The organism is uncultured Arenimonas sp. (genome assembly GCF_963976025.1).
In the GTDB taxonomy this organism is placed as follows: Bacteria; Pseudomonadota; Gammaproteobacteria; order Xanthomonadales; family Xanthomonadaceae; genus Arenimonas.
In genome coordinates this window covers 14,239-30,976 of sequence record NZ_CAXBJS010000009.1, presented here as the reverse complement: position 1 = coordinate 30,976, position 16,738 = coordinate 14,239, and the positions used below count along the sequence as shown (strand labels likewise).

Annotated in this window: 12 protein-coding genes and 2 pseudogenes; 5 read left to right on the top strand and 9 right to left on the bottom strand. The window is 68.9% G+C overall.

The genetic code is table 11. The features are described from left to right. The coding region (locus tag AACZ35_RS01465; protein WP_339825182.1) for a DUF4932 domain-containing protein at positions 1–608 on the bottom strand (608 nt) is incomplete at its 3' end. A 14-nt stretch (positions 609–622) separates the two neighbouring features. Then, positions 623–1,957, bottom strand: coding sequence for an MFS transporter (locus tag AACZ35_RS01460; RefSeq protein ID WP_339825179.1), 1,335 nt, complete (start codon positions 1,955–1,957; stop codon positions 623–625). 165 nt (positions 1,958–2,122) lie between these two features. Here AACZ35_RS01460 and AACZ35_RS01455 point away from each other — a divergent pair. Then, positions 2,123–3,695, top strand: a pseudogene (locus AACZ35_RS01455) (choline dehydrogenase). 22 nt (positions 3,696–3,717) lie between these two features. On the opposite strand, the gene AACZ35_RS01450 reads toward AACZ35_RS01455, so the two are convergent. Next, positions 3,718–5,625 (bottom strand): M48 family metallopeptidase, encoded by a 1,908-nt coding sequence (locus AACZ35_RS01450; RefSeq protein WP_339825177.1) that lies wholly within the window; start codon positions 5,623–5,625, stop codon positions 3,718–3,720. Positions 5,626–5,627: 2 nt separating this feature from the next. Beyond that, entirely contained in the window at positions 5,628–6,215 is a 588-nt protein-coding gene (locus tag AACZ35_RS01445; RefSeq protein ID WP_339825175.1) for a LemA family protein, read from the bottom strand. Positions 6,216–6,295: 80 nt separating this feature from the next. Here AACZ35_RS01445 and AACZ35_RS01440 point away from each other — a divergent pair, with 80 nt between their 5' ends. Beyond that, positions 6,296–7,504, top strand: a complete 1,209-nt coding sequence (locus AACZ35_RS01440) for a serine hydrolase domain-containing protein (RefSeq protein ID WP_339825173.1) — start codon at positions 6,296–6,298, stop codon at positions 7,502–7,504. Positions 7,505–7,948: 444 nt separating this feature from the next. Here AACZ35_RS01440 and AACZ35_RS01435 read toward each other — a convergent pair. The 5 genes and pseudogenes from AACZ35_RS01435 to AACZ35_RS01415 form a co-directional block, all read right to left on the bottom strand. Next, a pseudogene (locus AACZ35_RS01435) lies at positions 7,949–8,035 on the bottom strand (histidine biosynthesis protein HisIE); the annotation flags it as partial. An 873-nt stretch (positions 8,036–8,908) separates the two neighbouring features. Next, positions 8,909–9,304: a glycine cleavage system protein GcvH gene (gcvH, locus tag AACZ35_RS01430; protein WP_188660277.1), complete on the bottom strand. Its 396-nt coding sequence runs from the start codon at positions 9,302–9,304 to the stop codon at positions 8,909–8,911. Positions 9,305–9,386: 82 nt separating this feature from the next. Further along, positions 9,387–10,478, bottom strand: a complete 1,092-nt coding sequence (gene gcvT, locus AACZ35_RS01425) for a glycine cleavage system aminomethyltransferase GcvT (RefSeq protein ID WP_339825171.1) — start codon at positions 10,476–10,478, stop codon at positions 9,387–9,389. A gap of 52 nt (positions 10,479–10,530) precedes the next feature. Then, positions 10,531–12,117, bottom strand: coding sequence for an iron ABC transporter permease (locus AACZ35_RS01420; protein ID WP_339825169.1), 1,587 nt, complete (start codon positions 12,115–12,117; stop codon positions 10,531–10,533). Between the two features lie 4 nt (positions 12,118–12,121). Beyond that, positions 12,122–13,114, bottom strand: coding sequence for an extracellular solute-binding protein (locus AACZ35_RS01415; RefSeq protein WP_339825168.1), 993 nt, complete (start codon positions 13,112–13,114; stop codon positions 12,122–12,124). 166 nt (positions 13,115–13,280) lie between these two features. Between AACZ35_RS01415 and AACZ35_RS01410 the strand changes: the two genes are divergently transcribed. From AACZ35_RS01410 to AACZ35_RS01400, 3 genes are all read left to right on the top strand, one after another. Beyond that, a complete protein-coding gene (locus AACZ35_RS01410; protein ID WP_339825166.1) occupies positions 13,281–15,488 on the top strand; it encodes a TonB-dependent receptor in 2,208 nt (735 codons plus the stop codon). Between the two features lie 92 nt (positions 15,489–15,580). Beyond that, positions 15,581–16,153, top strand: a complete 573-nt coding sequence (locus AACZ35_RS01405) for a sigma-70 family RNA polymerase sigma factor (protein WP_339825164.1) — start codon at positions 15,581–15,583, stop codon at positions 16,151–16,153. Next, the gene (locus tag AACZ35_RS01400; RefSeq protein ID WP_339825162.1) at positions 16,146–16,715 is read left to right on the top strand and encodes a hypothetical protein; all 570 of its coding nucleotides are present in this window, start codon (positions 16,146–16,148) and stop codon (positions 16,713–16,715) included. Before AACZ35_RS01405 ends, AACZ35_RS01400 begins: the two co-directional genes overlap by 8 nt. Positions 16,716–16,738: the final 23 nt, after the last annotated feature.

Here is a 16,738-nt window from a genome sequence, read left to right as displayed (position 1 = left end):
AGCACCAGATGCGGGCCGTAGCTGTGCGGGCCGTTGAGCAGGCCCGCGATGACGGTGAAACGACGAACCGCCGATTCGCCGTACTGGCGCTCGAACCAGGTCAGGTCCAGCCGCGGGCCGAGGTCGGCCGCCAGGGCCTGTTCCACCTGTTGGTGGAATGCGCGCTGGCCGGCGAAGAACGCGCCGGCATCGGAGTCTTCCCACAGCACGCGCGCAGCCCCCAGGAAACGCTGCGCGGCGTCGGGTGTCCAGCGCGCGTCCAGTCCGTTCGTGGGATCACCCGCCGGCAGGCGCAGCCGCCAGTCGCCTTCGCCTGTCGCCACGGCCAGTTCGGCGGGCATGTTGTAGCCCAGCCGGACGTCCTGGCGCAGCGCGCGGACCACCGCCACCGAAGGGTGGTCGCGGAAAGGCGCGAAGTGGGCGTCGACGGCGGCGTCGTAGTCGGCGAAACCCGGCGACTGGAACTCCTCGAGCCCGGCCAGGCGGCACATCACGGCGGCAAACTCGACCCGCGGATCAACCCTGACCTCCACGGCCCCCGCCACCGGCATCATCCAGGCAAGAAGCGCCAGCAGCGGCGCGGCCAAGTGGAAAAAACGCAGGGGCATGACGGCGTCCGGGATCAGCGGGGATCGGCGGGCAATTTGGCCTGTTCCCGGATCAGGCGCCAAGCGCCGAAGGTCATGGCCCCGGCGACCAGCATGCCGACCCCGAAAACCGCCGCCGAACCGAACGCCGCCAGCAGCTTGTGGGTCCAGACGAAGAACAGGTCGCCGCCGCGGTACACGGCCGTGTCGATGACGGCCTTGCCCTTGTAGCGGACCTCCCGGTCCACGCGGGTGTAGATGGTTTCGCGCGCCGGCTTGGCCAGGGAAAACTCGCCGGCCCGGGTGACGATCTGCACGAAGGCAACCAGCATCGGCAGGGGCGAAGCGGTGAGCGCGGCGAAACCCAGCAGGATCGCCAGCGCCGGCAGCAACAGCACCGGCGCGACGCCGAAGCGCACCAGCAGCATGCGGGTCAGGAACACCTGCACCAGCAGCGTCACCAGGTTGATCGCCAGGTCGATGTTGGCGTAGTAGGCCGTACGCGCCTCGTCGCCCGGGAAGAATTCGCGGGCGATGGCGGCCTGCTCGTTGTACAGCAGCGTGCCCACGCCGACGCCGAAGAACATGATGATCGCCATGGCCTGCAGCAGCGGCTGTTCCTTGAGCAGCCTCAGGCCGGCCAGCATGCTGCCGCCCATGGCCTGCTCGGCGCCACTGCGGCCGCGTTCCGCCTCGCGCAGGCGCGCCCAGCGGCCCAGCCTGAGGATGCAGAACACCGCCAGGCCAAGCAGCCCGGCGGACACCAGCAGCAGGTTCGGCACGCCGATCTGGTTCACCAGCACCCGGGTGATCAGCGGCCCGGTGAAGCCACCGATGGTGCCGCCGGCGGCGATGAAGCCATACAGGCGCCGCGCCTCGATGTCGGTGTAGATGTCGGCCATGAAGCTCCAGAACACCGACACCGCGAACAGGTTGAACACCGCCACCCAGATGAAGAACACCGCACCCCGACCCGGGATCTGCTGGCCAAACAGGAAATAGAAGCCGACCAGGCAGGCGATGAAGAACAGGTACAGCACCGGCAGGAACACCCGCCGCGGGTAGCGGCTGACCAGGGCGCCGTACGCCGGCTGCAGCAACAGCATCATGACGAAGGTGCCGGTGAAGAGAAGCTGCAGGGTCAGGTCGCCCAGGGCCCAGCCGCGGGCGGCGGCCCACTCCACCATGGCCACGGGAAACACCGCCTCGACGTCGCCCGAGGCACCCATGGCGTCGCGCACCGGCCGCAGCACGTAATAACCCGTGAGCAGGAAGAAGAAATACAGGAACGACCACAGCAGCGGCGGAAATTCCCGCAGCGCGCCGCGCAGGTGGTCGAAGCGGCCGGCAGTGGGCGGGGCCTGGGGCATCGTGCTTCCGGTCGGGGACGCCGCACCATAGCCAACCCGGGCCGGCCCCGCCACCGGTTCGCATAGTGACGCTGTGCACGGTTCGTGATTCCGGACAGCCGCACCGAGTGTTTGCTCTAGAGGGGGCGCCTAGCCTCGGGAAGTCATGAAAAAGAAGCAGATCGCGTGTACGACTACATCATCGTAGGGGCCGGCTCCGCGGGCTGCGTATTGGCCAACCGGCTCAGCGAAGACCCGGATTGCCGCGTCCTGCTGCTCGAGGCCGGTCCGCGCGACTGGCATCCCTTCATCCACATGCCCGCGGGCCTGGCCAAGCTGGTCGGCAAGAAAGGCGTGAACTGGGACTACACCACCGCGCCCCAGGACCACCTGGGCGCGCGGCAAGGTGCTGGGCGGTTCGAGCTCGATCAACGCCATGTGTTACATCCGCGGCCACGCCGCCGACTACGACGAGTGGGCGGCGATGGGCGCCGACGGCTGGCACTGGGACAACGCCCTGCCCTACTTCCGGCGCAGCGAAGGCAATGAGCGGGGCGCCAGCGAACTGCACGGCGGCGACGGCCCGCTGGGCGTGTCCGACCCGCGCCACCGCAACCCGCTGTCGGAAGCCTTCCTGCAGGCCGCCGGCCAGGCCGGGCATACGCTTACCGAAGACTTCAACGGCCCCCGCCAGGACGGCTTCGGCTGGTACCAGACCACCACCCGCGACGGTGCGCGCAGTTCCAGCGCCGCCGCTTTCCTGACGCCGGTCCGCCAGCGCCCGAACCTGAAAGTGGTCACCGGGGCCACCGCCAGCCGGGTCAGTTTCGAAGCGGGCCGCGCCACCGGCGTGACCTACACCGTCGGCCGCCGCAGCTACAACGAAGGCGCCGCACGCGAGGTCATCCTCAGCGGCGGCGCCATCAACTCCCCGCAGCTGCTGATGCTCTCGGGCATCGGCCCGGCCGACGAACTGCGCCGCCTGGGCATCGACGTGCTGGCCGACCTGCCGGGCGTGGGCGCCAACCTGCACGACCACCTCGACATCTGCTCGCTGCAGCGCTGCACCCAGGGCCTGAGCTACGACGGCCTGAGCGACGCCGCCGTGGCCTTCCAGTACTACCTGATGGGTCGCAAGGGCCCCGGCGCCAGCAACATCGCCGAAACCGGCGGTTTCCTGCGCAGCCACCTGGCCGAGGACGAACGCCCGGACATGCAGTTCCACTTCGTGCCGGCGCAGCTCGACGACCACGGCCGCAACCGCCTGCCCGGCAACGGCTACACCCTGCACGCCTGCGGCCTGCGTCCGCGCAGCCGGGGCCGCATCCGCCTGGCCAGTGCCTCGGCCGGCGACAAGCCGCTGATCGATGCCGCCTACCTCAGCGACGCCGAGGGTTTCGACCTGAAGGTGATGGTGGAAGCGGTGCGGCTGTCGCGCGAGATCCTGGCGCAGCCGGCCTTCGCACCCTTCCGCGGCGAAGAAGTGCTGCCCGGCGCCAGCGTCCGCGACGAAGCCGGCATCATCGAATTCATCCGCCGCAAGGCCGAGTCCATCTACCACCCGGTTGGCACCTGCCGCATGGGCCGGGCGAACGACCCGGCGACCGTGGTCGACCCGCAGCTGCGCGTGAAGGGCGTCGACGGCCTGCGCGTGGTGGACGCCTCGGTGATGCCGCGCCTGGTCGGCGGCAATACCAATGCCCCGACCATGATGATCGCCGAACGCGCCGCCGACCTTATCCGCGGCCTGGCCGCCTGAACGAAGCCGCCGCGGCGCGCGCTCAGCGCGCCTGTTCGAGCATCGGCGGCAGCGGGCAGTGCAACGAGGCGCAGACCACGCGCAGCAGCTCGGCCTCGGAAACGCTCATGCGGCCGTCGTGGCTGATCGCAGCCACCAGGCCTTCGAGCAGCAGTTCCTTGCCGATAAGGTCCACTTCGTCGAGCACCGGCCAGACCTCGTCCATGGCACGCTGCGGATCCGCAGGCGGCCGGTAGGGTGCGTCCAGGCGCGGGAACACCCGCTGCAGGCCGGCCAGGTAGGCGCGCATCGCCGACGCGGTGTCGGCGTGGCCGGCCTGGGCCAGCACCGCCAGCAGGGTGATCGCCTGCGGCGCGCAGCGTGACAGCTGGCGGTGGCCCGGCACCCAGGCGCGCGCGGGGTCCAGCGCGTCGCGCACCTGCACCCGCAGCAGGCGGCCCAGGCAATATTCGAACAGGCTGATGCGGCCGTCGGCATGGCTCAGCGCGAAGCAGCTGTCCATGAACTTCTCGAGTTCCGGCCGCGGCCGCTTGCGCAGCGCCGGCATGGCCATGGCGGCCAGCGGCAGGTGCAGGATGCGCGGCAGTTCCTGCAGGCGGTCGGCGTAGTCCAGGGACTGGCGGGCCAGGCGTTCGTCATGGCGCGCGGCCAGCTCGAACTGCTGGGCTTCGCGCATCGGCCCGGCTTCGGCCATCAGCAGGCCCAGCAGCAGCGGCACCGCTTCCTCGCGTTCGTGCGCGGCCTGGCGCAGCACTTCCGGCAGTGCATCGACCAGCGCGCCGGCGCGCACGTAGTCGTCCGAACGCGGCGTCCCCACCTGGGCCACCACTGCCGGCGGCGCGATCACCAGCTCGGCCTGGTCTCGCGGAAGCGCGGGGCTTTCGGCGGCCAGGCCCAGGGCCAGGTCTTCGTCCAGGCCCGAAGGCGGATGCATCTGCCAGCGCGCCACCAGGTCGGCCACCATGGCCGGCTTGAAGGACGGCTCCAGGGCCTGGATGCGTTCGACCAGCGGCGGGTGCGTGGCGAACATCGACGAGAAGCCGATGCCGTCTCCGAACAGCATGTGCGAGATTTCCTCGGTGTCGCCGCTTTCAAGCTTCGAACCCGCCGGCAGGCCGGCGATCTTCTTGAGCGCACCGGAAAGGCCGGTGGTCTGGCGGGTGAACTGCACCGCCGAGGCATCGGCCAGGTATTCACGCTGGCGGCTGACCCCGGCCTTGATCAGCCGGCCGAAGAACAGCCCGATGTAGCCCACGACCATCAGCACCAGGGCCGCCACCAGCAGCGGCATGCCGTCCTTGCTGCGGCCGCCGCGCCCGTAGAGCAGGATCTTGCGACCCACCACGGCCAGCACCAGGATGCCGAACAGCACGCCCATCAGCCGGATGTTCAGGCGCATGTCGCCGTTGAGCACGTGGCTGAACTCGTGGGCGATGACGCCCTGCAGTTCGTCGCGGTTGAGCTTGTCCAGGGCGCCGCGGGTCACCGCGATGGCGGCGTCGCTGGGCGCGTAGCCGGCGGCGAAGGCATTGATGCCGGCCTCGTGTTCAAGCACGAAGATCTGCGGCACCGGCACGCCCGAGGCGATGGCGACTTCTTCGACGACGTTGCGCAGCCGCCGGTAGTGGAAGTCGTGGGTGTCCTCGGGAACCGGCGTGCCGCCCAGCTGCATCGCCACCGCCGCGCCGCCCTGGCGCAGGCTGGCCAGGCGGTAGAGCGACCCGGCGCCGATGATGCCCAGGGTCAGCAGGGTTGCCAGCACCATGCCGCCGGCCGTCGCCCCGGGGTCGGACGCCGTGCCCATGCCGCCGAAGAACAGCAGGAACAGGAAGTCGACCGCCAGCACGATGGCGAGCACCGCGAGCACGAACAAAACGACCAGCCGCCGCGACCGGCGCCGGGCCAGGTCCTGGCGGGCGAAGAAGTTCAAGCCTAGAAGCTGACCTTGGGCGCCTCGCGCTTCTCGGGTTCGGTGATCTCGAGCAGGGCGGCGTGGGCGAAGTTGAACATGCCGGCGATGATGTTCGAGGGGAACACCTCGCGCTTGTTGTTGTAGGCCATCACGCTGTCGTTGTAGGCCTGGCGCGAGAACGCGATGCGGTTTTCCGTGGAGGTGAGCTCCTCGGTGAGCTGCATCATGTTCTGGTTGGCCTTCAGGTCCGGGTAGGCCTCGGCCACCATCATCAGGCGCGACAGGGCCCCGGCCAGGCCGGATTCGGCGCTGCCCAGCTGGGCCATCGCGGCGTCGTCGCCCGGGCGGGCCTTGGCCGCGGCCAGGCCGCTGACCGCGGCGGCACGGGCCTGGATGACCGCTTCCAGGGTTTCCCGTTCATGCTTCAGATAGCCTTTGGCCACTTCGACAAGGTTCGGGATCAGGTCGTAGCGACGCGTCAGCTGCACGTCGATCTGGGCGAATGCGTTCTTGAAAGCGTTTCGGGCCGTCACCAGGCCGTTGTAGATACCCACGCCCCAGAACAGCATCACCGCCGCCAGGACCAACAGAACGATCAGGCTCGTCATTTTTCCAACCTCCCCCAGGTGGGGACCCCAGTGCGGCAGCCGCGATAGACTTGGGTCCGTTCGCCAAGCATACGTCGGTCATGCCAAGCAAGAAAGACAGTTCCAATTTCCGCCCCGCCCTCCTGCTCGCCCTGCCACTGCTCGCCTTCGCCAGCCTGTCCTGGCCGGCCCCGTCCAGGGCCGTTACCGACTTCGACGACGAGGCGCGCGAAATCGAGGCCCTGGCCGAGCAGATGATGGCGCGCGCGCGCATCCCGGGCATGGCCATGGCCATCGTCGCCGACGGCGAGGTGGTGTCGCTGCGCGGGTATGGCGTGGTCGACAGCAAGCTGCAGGAACCGGTGACGGCCGACACCTCGTTCCGGGTGGCGTCGCTGTCCAAGGCATTCGCCGGCACGCTCAGCGCCATGCTGGTGCGCGAAGGCGCGATGGACTGGGACAGCCCGATCGTCAACCAGCTGCCCACCTTCACCCTGCGCGACGGCCAGGCGGCCCAGCACATCACCGTGCGCCAGGTGCTCAGCCACCAGGTCGGCCTTGCCTACAACACCTACGACCGCGACCTGGAAGCCAACCAGCCCTACCCGCTGCTTGCCGCCAAGCTGGCCGAAGCGCCGCTGACCTGCAGCCCGGGCGAGTGTTACGCCTACCAGAACATCGCCTTCAGCCTGGTCGGCGACATGGTCTTCGCCGCCACCGGCGACTTCTACGCCGCCCAGGTGGAGAAGCGCATCTTCCAGCCGCTGGGCATGTACGGCGCCACCTTCGGCCGCAGCGGCCTGGAAGCCAGCCCGAGCTGGGCGCGCCCGCACGTGCGCAGCGGCGGCACCTGGGTGCCGGTGCGTCCCAAGGAAACCTACTACCGCATCCCGCCCGCGGCCGGCGTCAACGCCTCGGCGCGCGACATGGCGCAGTGGCTGATCGGGCAGATGGGCCACCGCCCGGAAGTCCTGCCGGCCGAACTGCTCGAGGAAATCCGCACGCCACAGGTCGAAACCCCGGGCGAGATCCGCGGCAGCGGCTGGCGGCGCGACCGCCTGCGCGAGGCGCACTACGCGCTGGGCTGGCGCATCTACGACTACGCCGGCCACACCCTGGTCTACCACGCAGGTGCGGTGCAGGGTTACCGGGCGATCACCGGCTTCTTGCCCGAGCGCGACATCGGCGTGGTGATCCTCTGGAACAGCGAAAGCGCCATGCCCTCGGCGCTGTTCCCCAGCACCATCGACCGCGCCCTGGGCCTGCCGGCGCACGACTGGATGGCGCCGCCGGCCCGGCGCCGGCGCTAAGCCAAACCCCACAAAAGCGAACGCCGGCGTTAGCCGGCGTCTGCGTGCCTTTGGAAAGTCTCCCTCCCCGCCTGGGCAACACGGGGAGAGAGCCCAGCTTTACCGCATTTGGATGCTTCTCACGCCTTACAGCGCGGGGGCAACCGGGGCGGCCGGCATCGGAGCCGGCTTCTTGGCGGCGGGCTTGCGCGCCGCCTTCTTCTTGGCAGCCGGCTTGCGCGCGGCCTTCTTCTTGGCCGCCGGCTTCTTGGCAGCCTTCTTCTTGGCCGCCGGCTTCTTGGCAGCCTTCTTGGCGGTCTTCTTCTTGGCAGCCTTCTTGGCCGCCGGCTTCCTGGTGGCCTTCTTGGCTACCTTCTTCTTGGCGGCCTTCTTGGCTACCTTCTTCTTGGCGACCTTTTTCTTGGCAGCCTTCTTGGCCGGCTTGCGCGCGGTCTTCTTCGCAGCCTTCTTGGCTACTTTCTTCTTGGCAGCCTTCTTGGCGACCTTCTTCTTCGCGGCCTTCTTGGCCGGCTTGCGCGCAGTCTTCTTCGCAGCCTTCTTCGCCGGCTTCTTGGTCGCCTTCTTGGCAACCTTCTTCGCCGACTTCTTCACGGCCTTGGCGGCCTTTTTCACGGTCTTCTTAGCTTTCGCGGCCTTTTTGGCCGGTTTTTTCGCAGCTTTCTTCGTAGCCATGGTCAACTCCTCGTCAGTTGGCTTTTGGACTGCCCAGTCTCAAAGGCACCGTCACGGGTCAGGGCCCGGGACGTACCGCCACCACGGTCATGCCGTGGCGATCGGATTCTTGCCGGCGCGGGGCGGCGCCGGATACACAAACGCCCGGGCCGCAACCGGTCCGGGCGTTGGAAAATGGGATGTCGCTGCGGGACGAAATCGATTTCGCGGAGGGATGTTTGCCCTGATCCACCATGATGATTCCTGGGGTGGAGTTCGGTGTGGTGGCTCGCGTTGTCGATACGTTCCTGATCACTCGCTTCCGCAGTTTGCATCTGCTGGGCGAAAGCTAATCAGGGGATTTCGGGATGTCAACAACTTTGCACGAAAATTTTCAAGGGGTGTCAGCCAGGTTACGGCCGGCCGACTCCGCCCCGCCGACCCGTGGATGCACGCCCGTCGTCGCGTAGGAAAACGCGCAATGAAAAAAACATCGGAAAAAAAGCCTCCGTTGCATTTGCATGCGCTGCGCGCGTGCTCGCACGCCGGGCGTCCCGACACGTCCGCATGCCGCCGGAAGCGACACGACGGCGGCTTGAAAAAACATTTCCCGCACCCGCCCGGAACCGACGATTGCGCACCGCAAAAAGCAAAACTGCGCGGATTTCCGACGCCCCCGACGCCGGTTTGAACGCCGGAAAAAAAACGGCCGCCCTGGGGCGGCCGTCTTTTTCGCAGCGCGAGATGCCGGTGTCAGTGACCGTCGTCCTCGAGCAGCTGGGCGTAGTCGTCGGGGGAAAGCAGCTCCTTGAGCTGCTCGGGTTCGGACGGCTCGACCACGAAGATCCAGCCTTCGCCGAAGGCGTCCTCGTTGATCGTCTCGGGCTTGTCCGACAGCGCCGAGTTGACCTCGACGATGGTGCCGGCAATCGGCGAATAAACGTCGGAAGCCGCCTTGACCGACTCGACCACGGCGCTGGCGCCGCCCTGTTCGACGGTGTCGCCGACGTTGGGCAGCTCGACGTAGACCAGGTCGCCAAGCAGGCCCTGGGCGTGGTCGGAAATGCCAACCGTGACTCGGCCGCTGTCTTCGACGCGGGCCCACTCGTGGGACTTGAGGAACTTCAGGTCGCCGGGAATCTCGCTCATGTTCTGGGCCTCGGATCGGGGGCAGCGGGGGTGGCCGCTAGTTTAAACGCGGCCGGGGCGACATGGCACCCGGCCGGGCGAATCATTCCAGGACGCCGGGCTGGGCGGCGCCGTCGCGCACGAACGGGTACTTCACCACGCGCACCGGCAGGTGCCGGCCGCGGATGTCCACGGTGACCTCGCCCAGCTCGCCCGCGGGCACGCGCGCCAGGGCGATCGCCTTGCCCAGGGTCGGCGAGAAGGTACCCGACAGCACCTCGCCCTGGCCGGCGGCGGTGGCCACCGCCTGGCCGTGGCGCAGCACGCCCTTCTCGTCCAGCACCAGGCCGACAATGTGGCGCGGCACGCCGCCGGCCTTCTGCGCTTCGAGCGCGGCGCGGCCGTTGAAGTCGCGGCCCTCGTCCAGCGACACCGTCCAGTCCAGCCCGGTTTCGTAGGGCGTCACCGACTCATCCATGTCCTGGCCGTAAAGCGCCATGCCCGCTTCCAGGCGCAGCGTGTCGCGGGCGCCCAGGCCGGCCGGCTTCACCCCGGCGTCGAGCAGGCGGTTCCAGAAGTCCACCGCCATCGCCTCGGGCACGATCACCTCGAAGCCGTCTTCGCCGGTGTAGCCGGTGCGGGCGACGAACAGGCCGTCGGCCTCGCAGGCGACGAACTTGCCCAGCTTGCCGGCGGCTTCAGCCGCCGCGGGCGACAGCAGGCCCAGCACCTTCTCCCGCGCCTTCGGCCCCTGCACGGCGATGATCGCCAGGTCGCGGCGCTCGGTGACCTGCAGGCCGAACGGCGCCGACTGGGCGGTGATCCAGGCGATGTCCTTGTCGCGGGTGCCGGCGTTGACCACCAGGCGGAAGAAGTCCTCGGCCAGGTAATAGACGATCAGGTCGTCGATGACGCCGCCCTTTTCATCGAGCATGCAGGCATACAGCGCCTTGCCCGGCTTCTTGAGCTTGTCCACCGAGTTGGCCACCAGCTTGCGCAGGAAGGCGCGGGCCTGGTCGCCGCGCAGGTCGAGCACGGTCATGTGCGAGACGTCGAACATGCCGGCGTCGCGGCGCACCTGGTGGTGTTCCTCGATCTGCGAGCCGTAGTTGATCGGCATGTCCCAGCCGCCGAAGTCCACCATCTTGGCGCCCAGCGCCCGGTGGGTGTCATTGAGAACCGTCTTCTTGCTCATCGCCTGCCCTGCTGGCCCGGTGGAAGCGGCGATTATCGCAGACGCGGCCCGGTCAACGCTGCTGCCTGACCAGCCACCAGACGGGAAGGAGGCCGATCAGGCACAGCCACAGCGCCGGCCAGGCCGCCTGCATCCACAGGCCTTCGCTGGTGTAGGCGTGGATCTTCACCGCCAGGGTGTCCCAGCCGAAAGGACGCAGCATCAGGGTGGCCGGCAGTTCCTTCACCACCTCGACCAGAACCAGCAGCCCGGCCGCGACCAGGCCCGGGCGAAGCAGGGGCAGCACCACCCGGCGCAGGCGCTGCCAGGGCGAGGCGCCGAGCAGCCGCGCCGAATCGAGCAGCGAAGGCCGCAGCGAAAGGAAGGCGGCATCAATGGTTTCGTTGCCGACCCGGAAGAAACGCGCCGTGAGTGCCAGCAGCACCGCCAGCACCGAGGAGCTCAAGGCCAGCGTGCCCAGCCAGGGCACGGCACCTTCGGCCGCGACCAGCAGCCACATTGCGCCGACCGCCAGCACGGTGCCGGGCACCGCATAGCCCAGGCCGGCGACGAAGGCCGCCGAACGCACGCCGCGGTCGTTGCCGCTGCGCCGCGACAGCACCGCGAACACCAGGGCCAGCACCAGCACGATCGCCGCCGCCATCGCCGCCAGCAGCGCCGTGTTCACCGCGGCTTCGCCAACCTCGGGCAGGGACGTGCGCACTTGCCAGGACCAGGCCAGCAGCTGCGCCACCGGCACCACGAAACCCAGGCCGACGGTGGCCGCGGCTGCGGCCGTCACCGCCCAGCCGCGCCAGCCGCGCAGGGGCCGGCGCGCCGGCGGCATCAGCTGCTTGCTGGCGTGGCTGGCACGGCCGCGTGTCCAGCGCTCGAGCAGCAGCACCAGCACGACCAGGCCGATCAGGCCGCAGGCCAGCTGCGCCGCCGCCGGCAGCGAGTACAGGCCGAACCAGGTCTTGTAGATGGCGGTACTGAAGGTATCGACGCCCAGGATGCTGACCGCGCCGAAGTCGGCCAGTGCTTCAAGCAGGACGAGTGACAAGCCGGCTGCCCAGGCCGGACGCGCCATCGGCAGCGCCGCGCGGAAGAAGGCCGACAGCGGCCCGTGGCCGAGCGAACGCGCCGCGTCCATGGCCGCGCTGCCCTGGCGCAGGAAGGCCGCACGCACCACCAGGAACACATAGGGATAGAGCACCAGCCCGAGCACCGCGGCCGCACCCGGCACGCTGCGCAGTTCGGGGAAGGACGCCGGCGGCAGGCCCAGCGCGCGCCAGCCGGTCTGCAGCGGGCCGGCATAGTCGGCCAGGCCGACATAAACAAAGGCAACCACGTAAGCCGGCAAGGCGAGCGGCAGTACCAGCGCCCAGTCGAACAGGCGACGGCCCGGCCATTCATACCGTGCGCTGGCCCAGGCGAATCCGACGCCGAGCACCATCGCGAAGGCGGCAAGCAGGACCAGCAGGCCCAGCGTGTTGCGCGCCGCCAGCGGCAACACCTGGTCGAACAGGTGCGGCCAGACATCGGGCTGCGGCACCGCGAAGGACGTGGCCAGCCACAGCGCCGGCAGCACCAGCGGTGCCGCCAGCAGCCAGGCCAACAGGCGCGACCTGCGCAGGCCGCCGGTCGCGCCGGGGTTCATGCGCTCAGCGCCAGCCCGCCCGGTCCATCAGGCGCACGGCTTCGGCCTGGCGCTTGCCGGCCACGGTGACGTTCACCGGGTCGGGCTTGAAAGGACCCCAGGCAGCGACCACCGGATCGAGGGCCACGCCTTCGCGCGCCGGGATCTCGTAATTGATGCTGGCGAAGTCGGCCTGCACCGAATCCGAAGCCAGCCACTCCAGGAAGTCGCGCGCGGCGCCCTTGTTCTTCGAGGCGGCGACGATGCCGGCGCCCGAGACATTCACGTGCGCGCCGCCGGCGCCCTGGTTGGCCCAGAACACCTGCACCGGGAAGTCCGGCTCGTCGGCCTGCAGGCGACCCAGGTAGTACGTGTTGATGATGCCGACGTCGCACTGGCCTGCAGCAATCGCCTTGGCCAGCTGGGTGTCGTCGGCGAAAGGCGCGGTGGCGAGGTTGGCGACCCAGCCGCGCACGACCTCTTCAGTGCGCTCGGCGCCGAGGCGTTCGATCATCGTCGCCACCAGCGACTGGTTGTAGACCTTCTTGGACGAACGCAGGCACAGGCGCCCCTTCCACTCCGGCGCGGCCAGGGCTTCGTAGGTCGAAAGCGCCGAAGGCTTCACGCGTTCGGTGGAATAGACGATGGTGCGCGCGCGCTGGGATAGCGCGAACCAGCGGCCCTGCGGGTCGCGCAGATGCGCGGGCACGGCGGCATCGAGCGCAGCCGATTCGGTCGGCGCCAGCAGATTGCGTTCGGCCGCCTGCCAGAGGTTGCCGGCATCCACGGCCATGAAGATGTCGGCGCGGGTGTTGGCGCCTTCGGCGGCCAGGCGTTCGATAAGCACCGGCGCGCCGTCGGACAGCACGCGGATGCGGGTGCCGGTTTCTTCTTGGTAGCGGTCGAACAGCGGCTTGACCAGCGGCTCGCGGCGTTCGGTGTAGACCACCAGCTCCGCCGCCTGCAGGGCGGGGGCGGCCAGGCTGGCCAGCAGCAAGGCAATAAGGGTGCGCGACATGGACGGCTCCTCGTGGGGACCACCAGATGATAATGGTTCTCACTTCCGGCGCCTAGGGAGGGCAGGCCCTTTGTTCATTTGGTATTGCGAATCATTCTCGTCCTCAGTACCATTTGCGACGCCGGTCCTGCCGGCCCTGCCCCTGTACATATAAAAGACAAAACCCATGTCCACCCTGCTCCGCACCGCCATCGCGCTGGCCCTGCTGCCGGCCGCGCCCGTCCTGGCCGCCACCGCGGCCCAAACCCCCGTCGAGGCCAACGAGTCCCTGGTCCGCCTGGACCGCGTGAACGTCTTCGGCAGCCGCGCCGAGGTCGAAAAGACCGCCGGTTCGGCCCACTACATCGACCAGGCCACCCTGGAGCGCTTCAACTTCCGCGACGTCAACCGCGTGCTGCGCCAGGTCCCCGGTGTCTACGTGGTCGAGGAAGAAGGGTTTGGCCTGCGCCCGAACATCGGCATCCGCGGCTCGGGCACCGACCGCAACAACCGCATCACCGTGATGGAAGACGGCGTACTGATCGCGCCGGCGCCCTACGCCTCGCCGTCCGCCTATTACTTCCCGACCATGGCGCGCATGCACGCCGTCGAGATCAAGAAGGGCGCGGCCTCGGTGCAGGCCGGCCCGCGCACCACCGGCGGCGCGCTGAACCTGCTGTCCACCCCCATTCCCTCGGAAACCGCCGGCGAACTCGACCTGGCCATGGGCAGCAACGGCAGCTTCCTCGGCCACGGCTGGGTGGGTGGCATGGGTGAACGCTTCGGCGGTTTGATCGAAGGCACCCGCCAGCAGACCGACGGCTTCAAGAAGCTCGACGGCGGCGGCGACACCGGCTTCGAACTCAACGTCTTCGTGGCCAAGCTGCGCTGGACCAGCGCGCCCGACGCCGCGCATTACCAGCAGGTGGACCTGAAGCTGGGCCGCAACACCCAGGACAGCGACGAAACCTACCTGGGCCTGACCGAAGACGACTACGCGGCCACGCCCTTCCGCCGCTACGCCGGCTCGGCGCTGGACAACATCCAGACCCGGCACAAGCTCTACGAACTGCGCCACCTGATCGAACTCGGCGACAGCATCGACCTCACCACCGTCGCCTACCGCACCGAGTTCCAGCGCAACTGGTTCAAGCTAAACGACGTGCAGGGCGTGTCGATCTCCTCGATCCTGGCCGACCCGGCCACCTACGCCGACCAGTACGCCTGGATCAGCGGCGAGGACAGCCCTGCCAACGCGCTGCGCCTGCGCAACAACAACCGCAGCTATTACGCCCAGGGCATCCAGAGCGTGCTGGGCATCGGTTTCGCCACCGGCGAAGCCAGTCACGACCTGGAAATCGGCCTGCGCGTGCACCGCGACCAGGAAGACCGCTACCAGAACGACGACCGCTTCCAGATGCTGGGCGGCGAGCTGGTGCTGACCACCGACGGCGCCCCCGGCACCCAGGACAACCGCGTCGGCGACGCCGAAGCCCTGGCGCTGTACATGCAGGACACCATCGAATGGGGCAACTGGATCCTGACCCCGGGCGTGCGCTACGAGCAGATCGACCTCACCCGCACCAACTACTCCACCGCCACCGGCCAGCGCGACGTCGTGCTGTCGCGCGTGGAAACCGACGTCGACGCGGTCATCCCCGGCATCGGCGCCACCTACCTGGTGGGCGACAACCTGGCCGTGTTCGCCAGCGTGCACCGCGGCTTCAACCCGCCGGGCCCGGGCTCTAACGCCGAGCCCGAGGAAAGCGTGAACACCGAGTTCGGCCTGCGTTACGGCCGCGGCGCGCTGTCGGCCGAACTGGTTGGCTTCGTCAACGACTACTCCAACCTGGTCGGTACCTGCACCGCCTCCACCGGCGGCAACTGCAGCATCGGCGACCAGTTCGACGGTGGCGAAGCCCGCATCCAGGGCATCGAGGCCAGCCTGGGCTACGACTTCGGCACCAATGGCCCGGTCTCGATCCCCGTGGCCCTGGCCTACACCTGGACCGACGCACAGTTCCGCAACAGCTTCAGCTCCAGCTTCGAAGAATGGGAAGACGTGCAGTCGGGCGACAACCTGCCCTACCTGCCCGAACAGCTTCTGCACGCCAGCGCCGGCCTGCGCGGTGAACGCTGGCGGGTGGACCTGGCCGGCAACTACATCGGCGAGATGCGCACCACCGCCGGCCAGGGCAGCGTGCCCGCCGGCCAGCGCATCGATTCGGTGCTGCTGTGGGACCTGGCCCTGGGCTTCCAGGTGACCGAACGCCTGGAGCTGTATGGCCGGGTCGAGAACCTGTCCGACGAGACCTATGTCACCGCCCGCCGCCCGGCCGGCCTGCGCCCGGGCCTGCCCCGGACCACCGTCCTGGGCCTGCGCTACAAGTTCTGATCCAACGTCCAGGGAAGGGACGACAGGGCCGGGGGAAACCCCGGCCTTTTTTATGTGCGACGCTTTTGCCTCCCGGCGCATCCAAGACCGATGTGAGCCCACCCTCTTCCTTCGCCATCGACCTGCCCGACACCCTGGTCCAGCGCGCCCAGCGCGGGGAGGCCAGTGCCTTCGAGCAGATCTACCGGCGCTTCGAGCGGCCCGTGTTCACCCTGGCGCTGCGCCTCACCGGCCAGCGCGAGGAGGCCCAGGACGTACTGCAGGACACCATGTTCAAGCTCTTCGACCGCATCGGCGAATTCCGCGGCGACAGCCCGTTCTGGGGCTGGCTGCGGCAGATCGCGGTGAACGAGGCCCTGATGCGGCTGCGCCGCCGCAACCGCCAGCCCTTCACCGAAGACAGCGACGAGGTCGAGCTGGAAGGCCACGACGTACTGCTGCCGCCCGCCGCCGCCGACGCCGCCTTGCTTGGCGAGGCGCTGCGGAAGCTGCCCGATGCCACCCGCAGCGTGATCTGGCTCTACCACGCCGAGGGTTACACCCACGACGAGATCGCCGCCCTGATGGGCAAGACCGCCAGTTTTTCCAAATCCCAGCTCGCGCGCGGCACCCGCCGCCTGCGCGAGATGTTGAAGATCACCCAGGAGGTGAGCTCCCATGCCTGACGACATCCGCACTCCGCCGCCCGGCCTGAGCCTGGCCGAGGCGATCGCACGTCTGCCGCTCGAAGCGCCGGACCGCAGCGCCTGGCCGCTGCTGGCCGAACGTTTCGACGCCGTGCGCAAGCGGCCGCGCGGTCCGCGCTGGCCCTTCGCGCTGGCCGCGGCCGCCGCGGCGGTGCTGGCCCTGGCCCTGGTATTGCCGCTGCCGCGCGAGCAGACCGCCGTTCCGACCGGGGATTCCCCCGCGATGGCCGGCGTGTCCTCCGAACCCGCCGACCTGGAAACGCTGATGGCCGAATCGGCCCAGCTCGAGGCGTTGCTGGCGACGGTCTCGCGCGACGAAGTGGCTTCGGCCAGCACCCTGCTGCTGGGCCTGGAACTTGAGGACCGCATCGCCCGCGTCGACGCCGCGCTGGCCGACCCCGACCTGCCCGAATCCGAACGCACCGACCTGTGGCGCCAGCGCGTGGCCACCCTGCGTGACTACGCCGGCCTGCAGGGCACCGCCCAATGGGTCGCCGTGCAGGGCGACCAGCTCGACGGCGCCCTGGTCGCCACCTTCTGACCCTCCCCCACCGAGGAAACTGA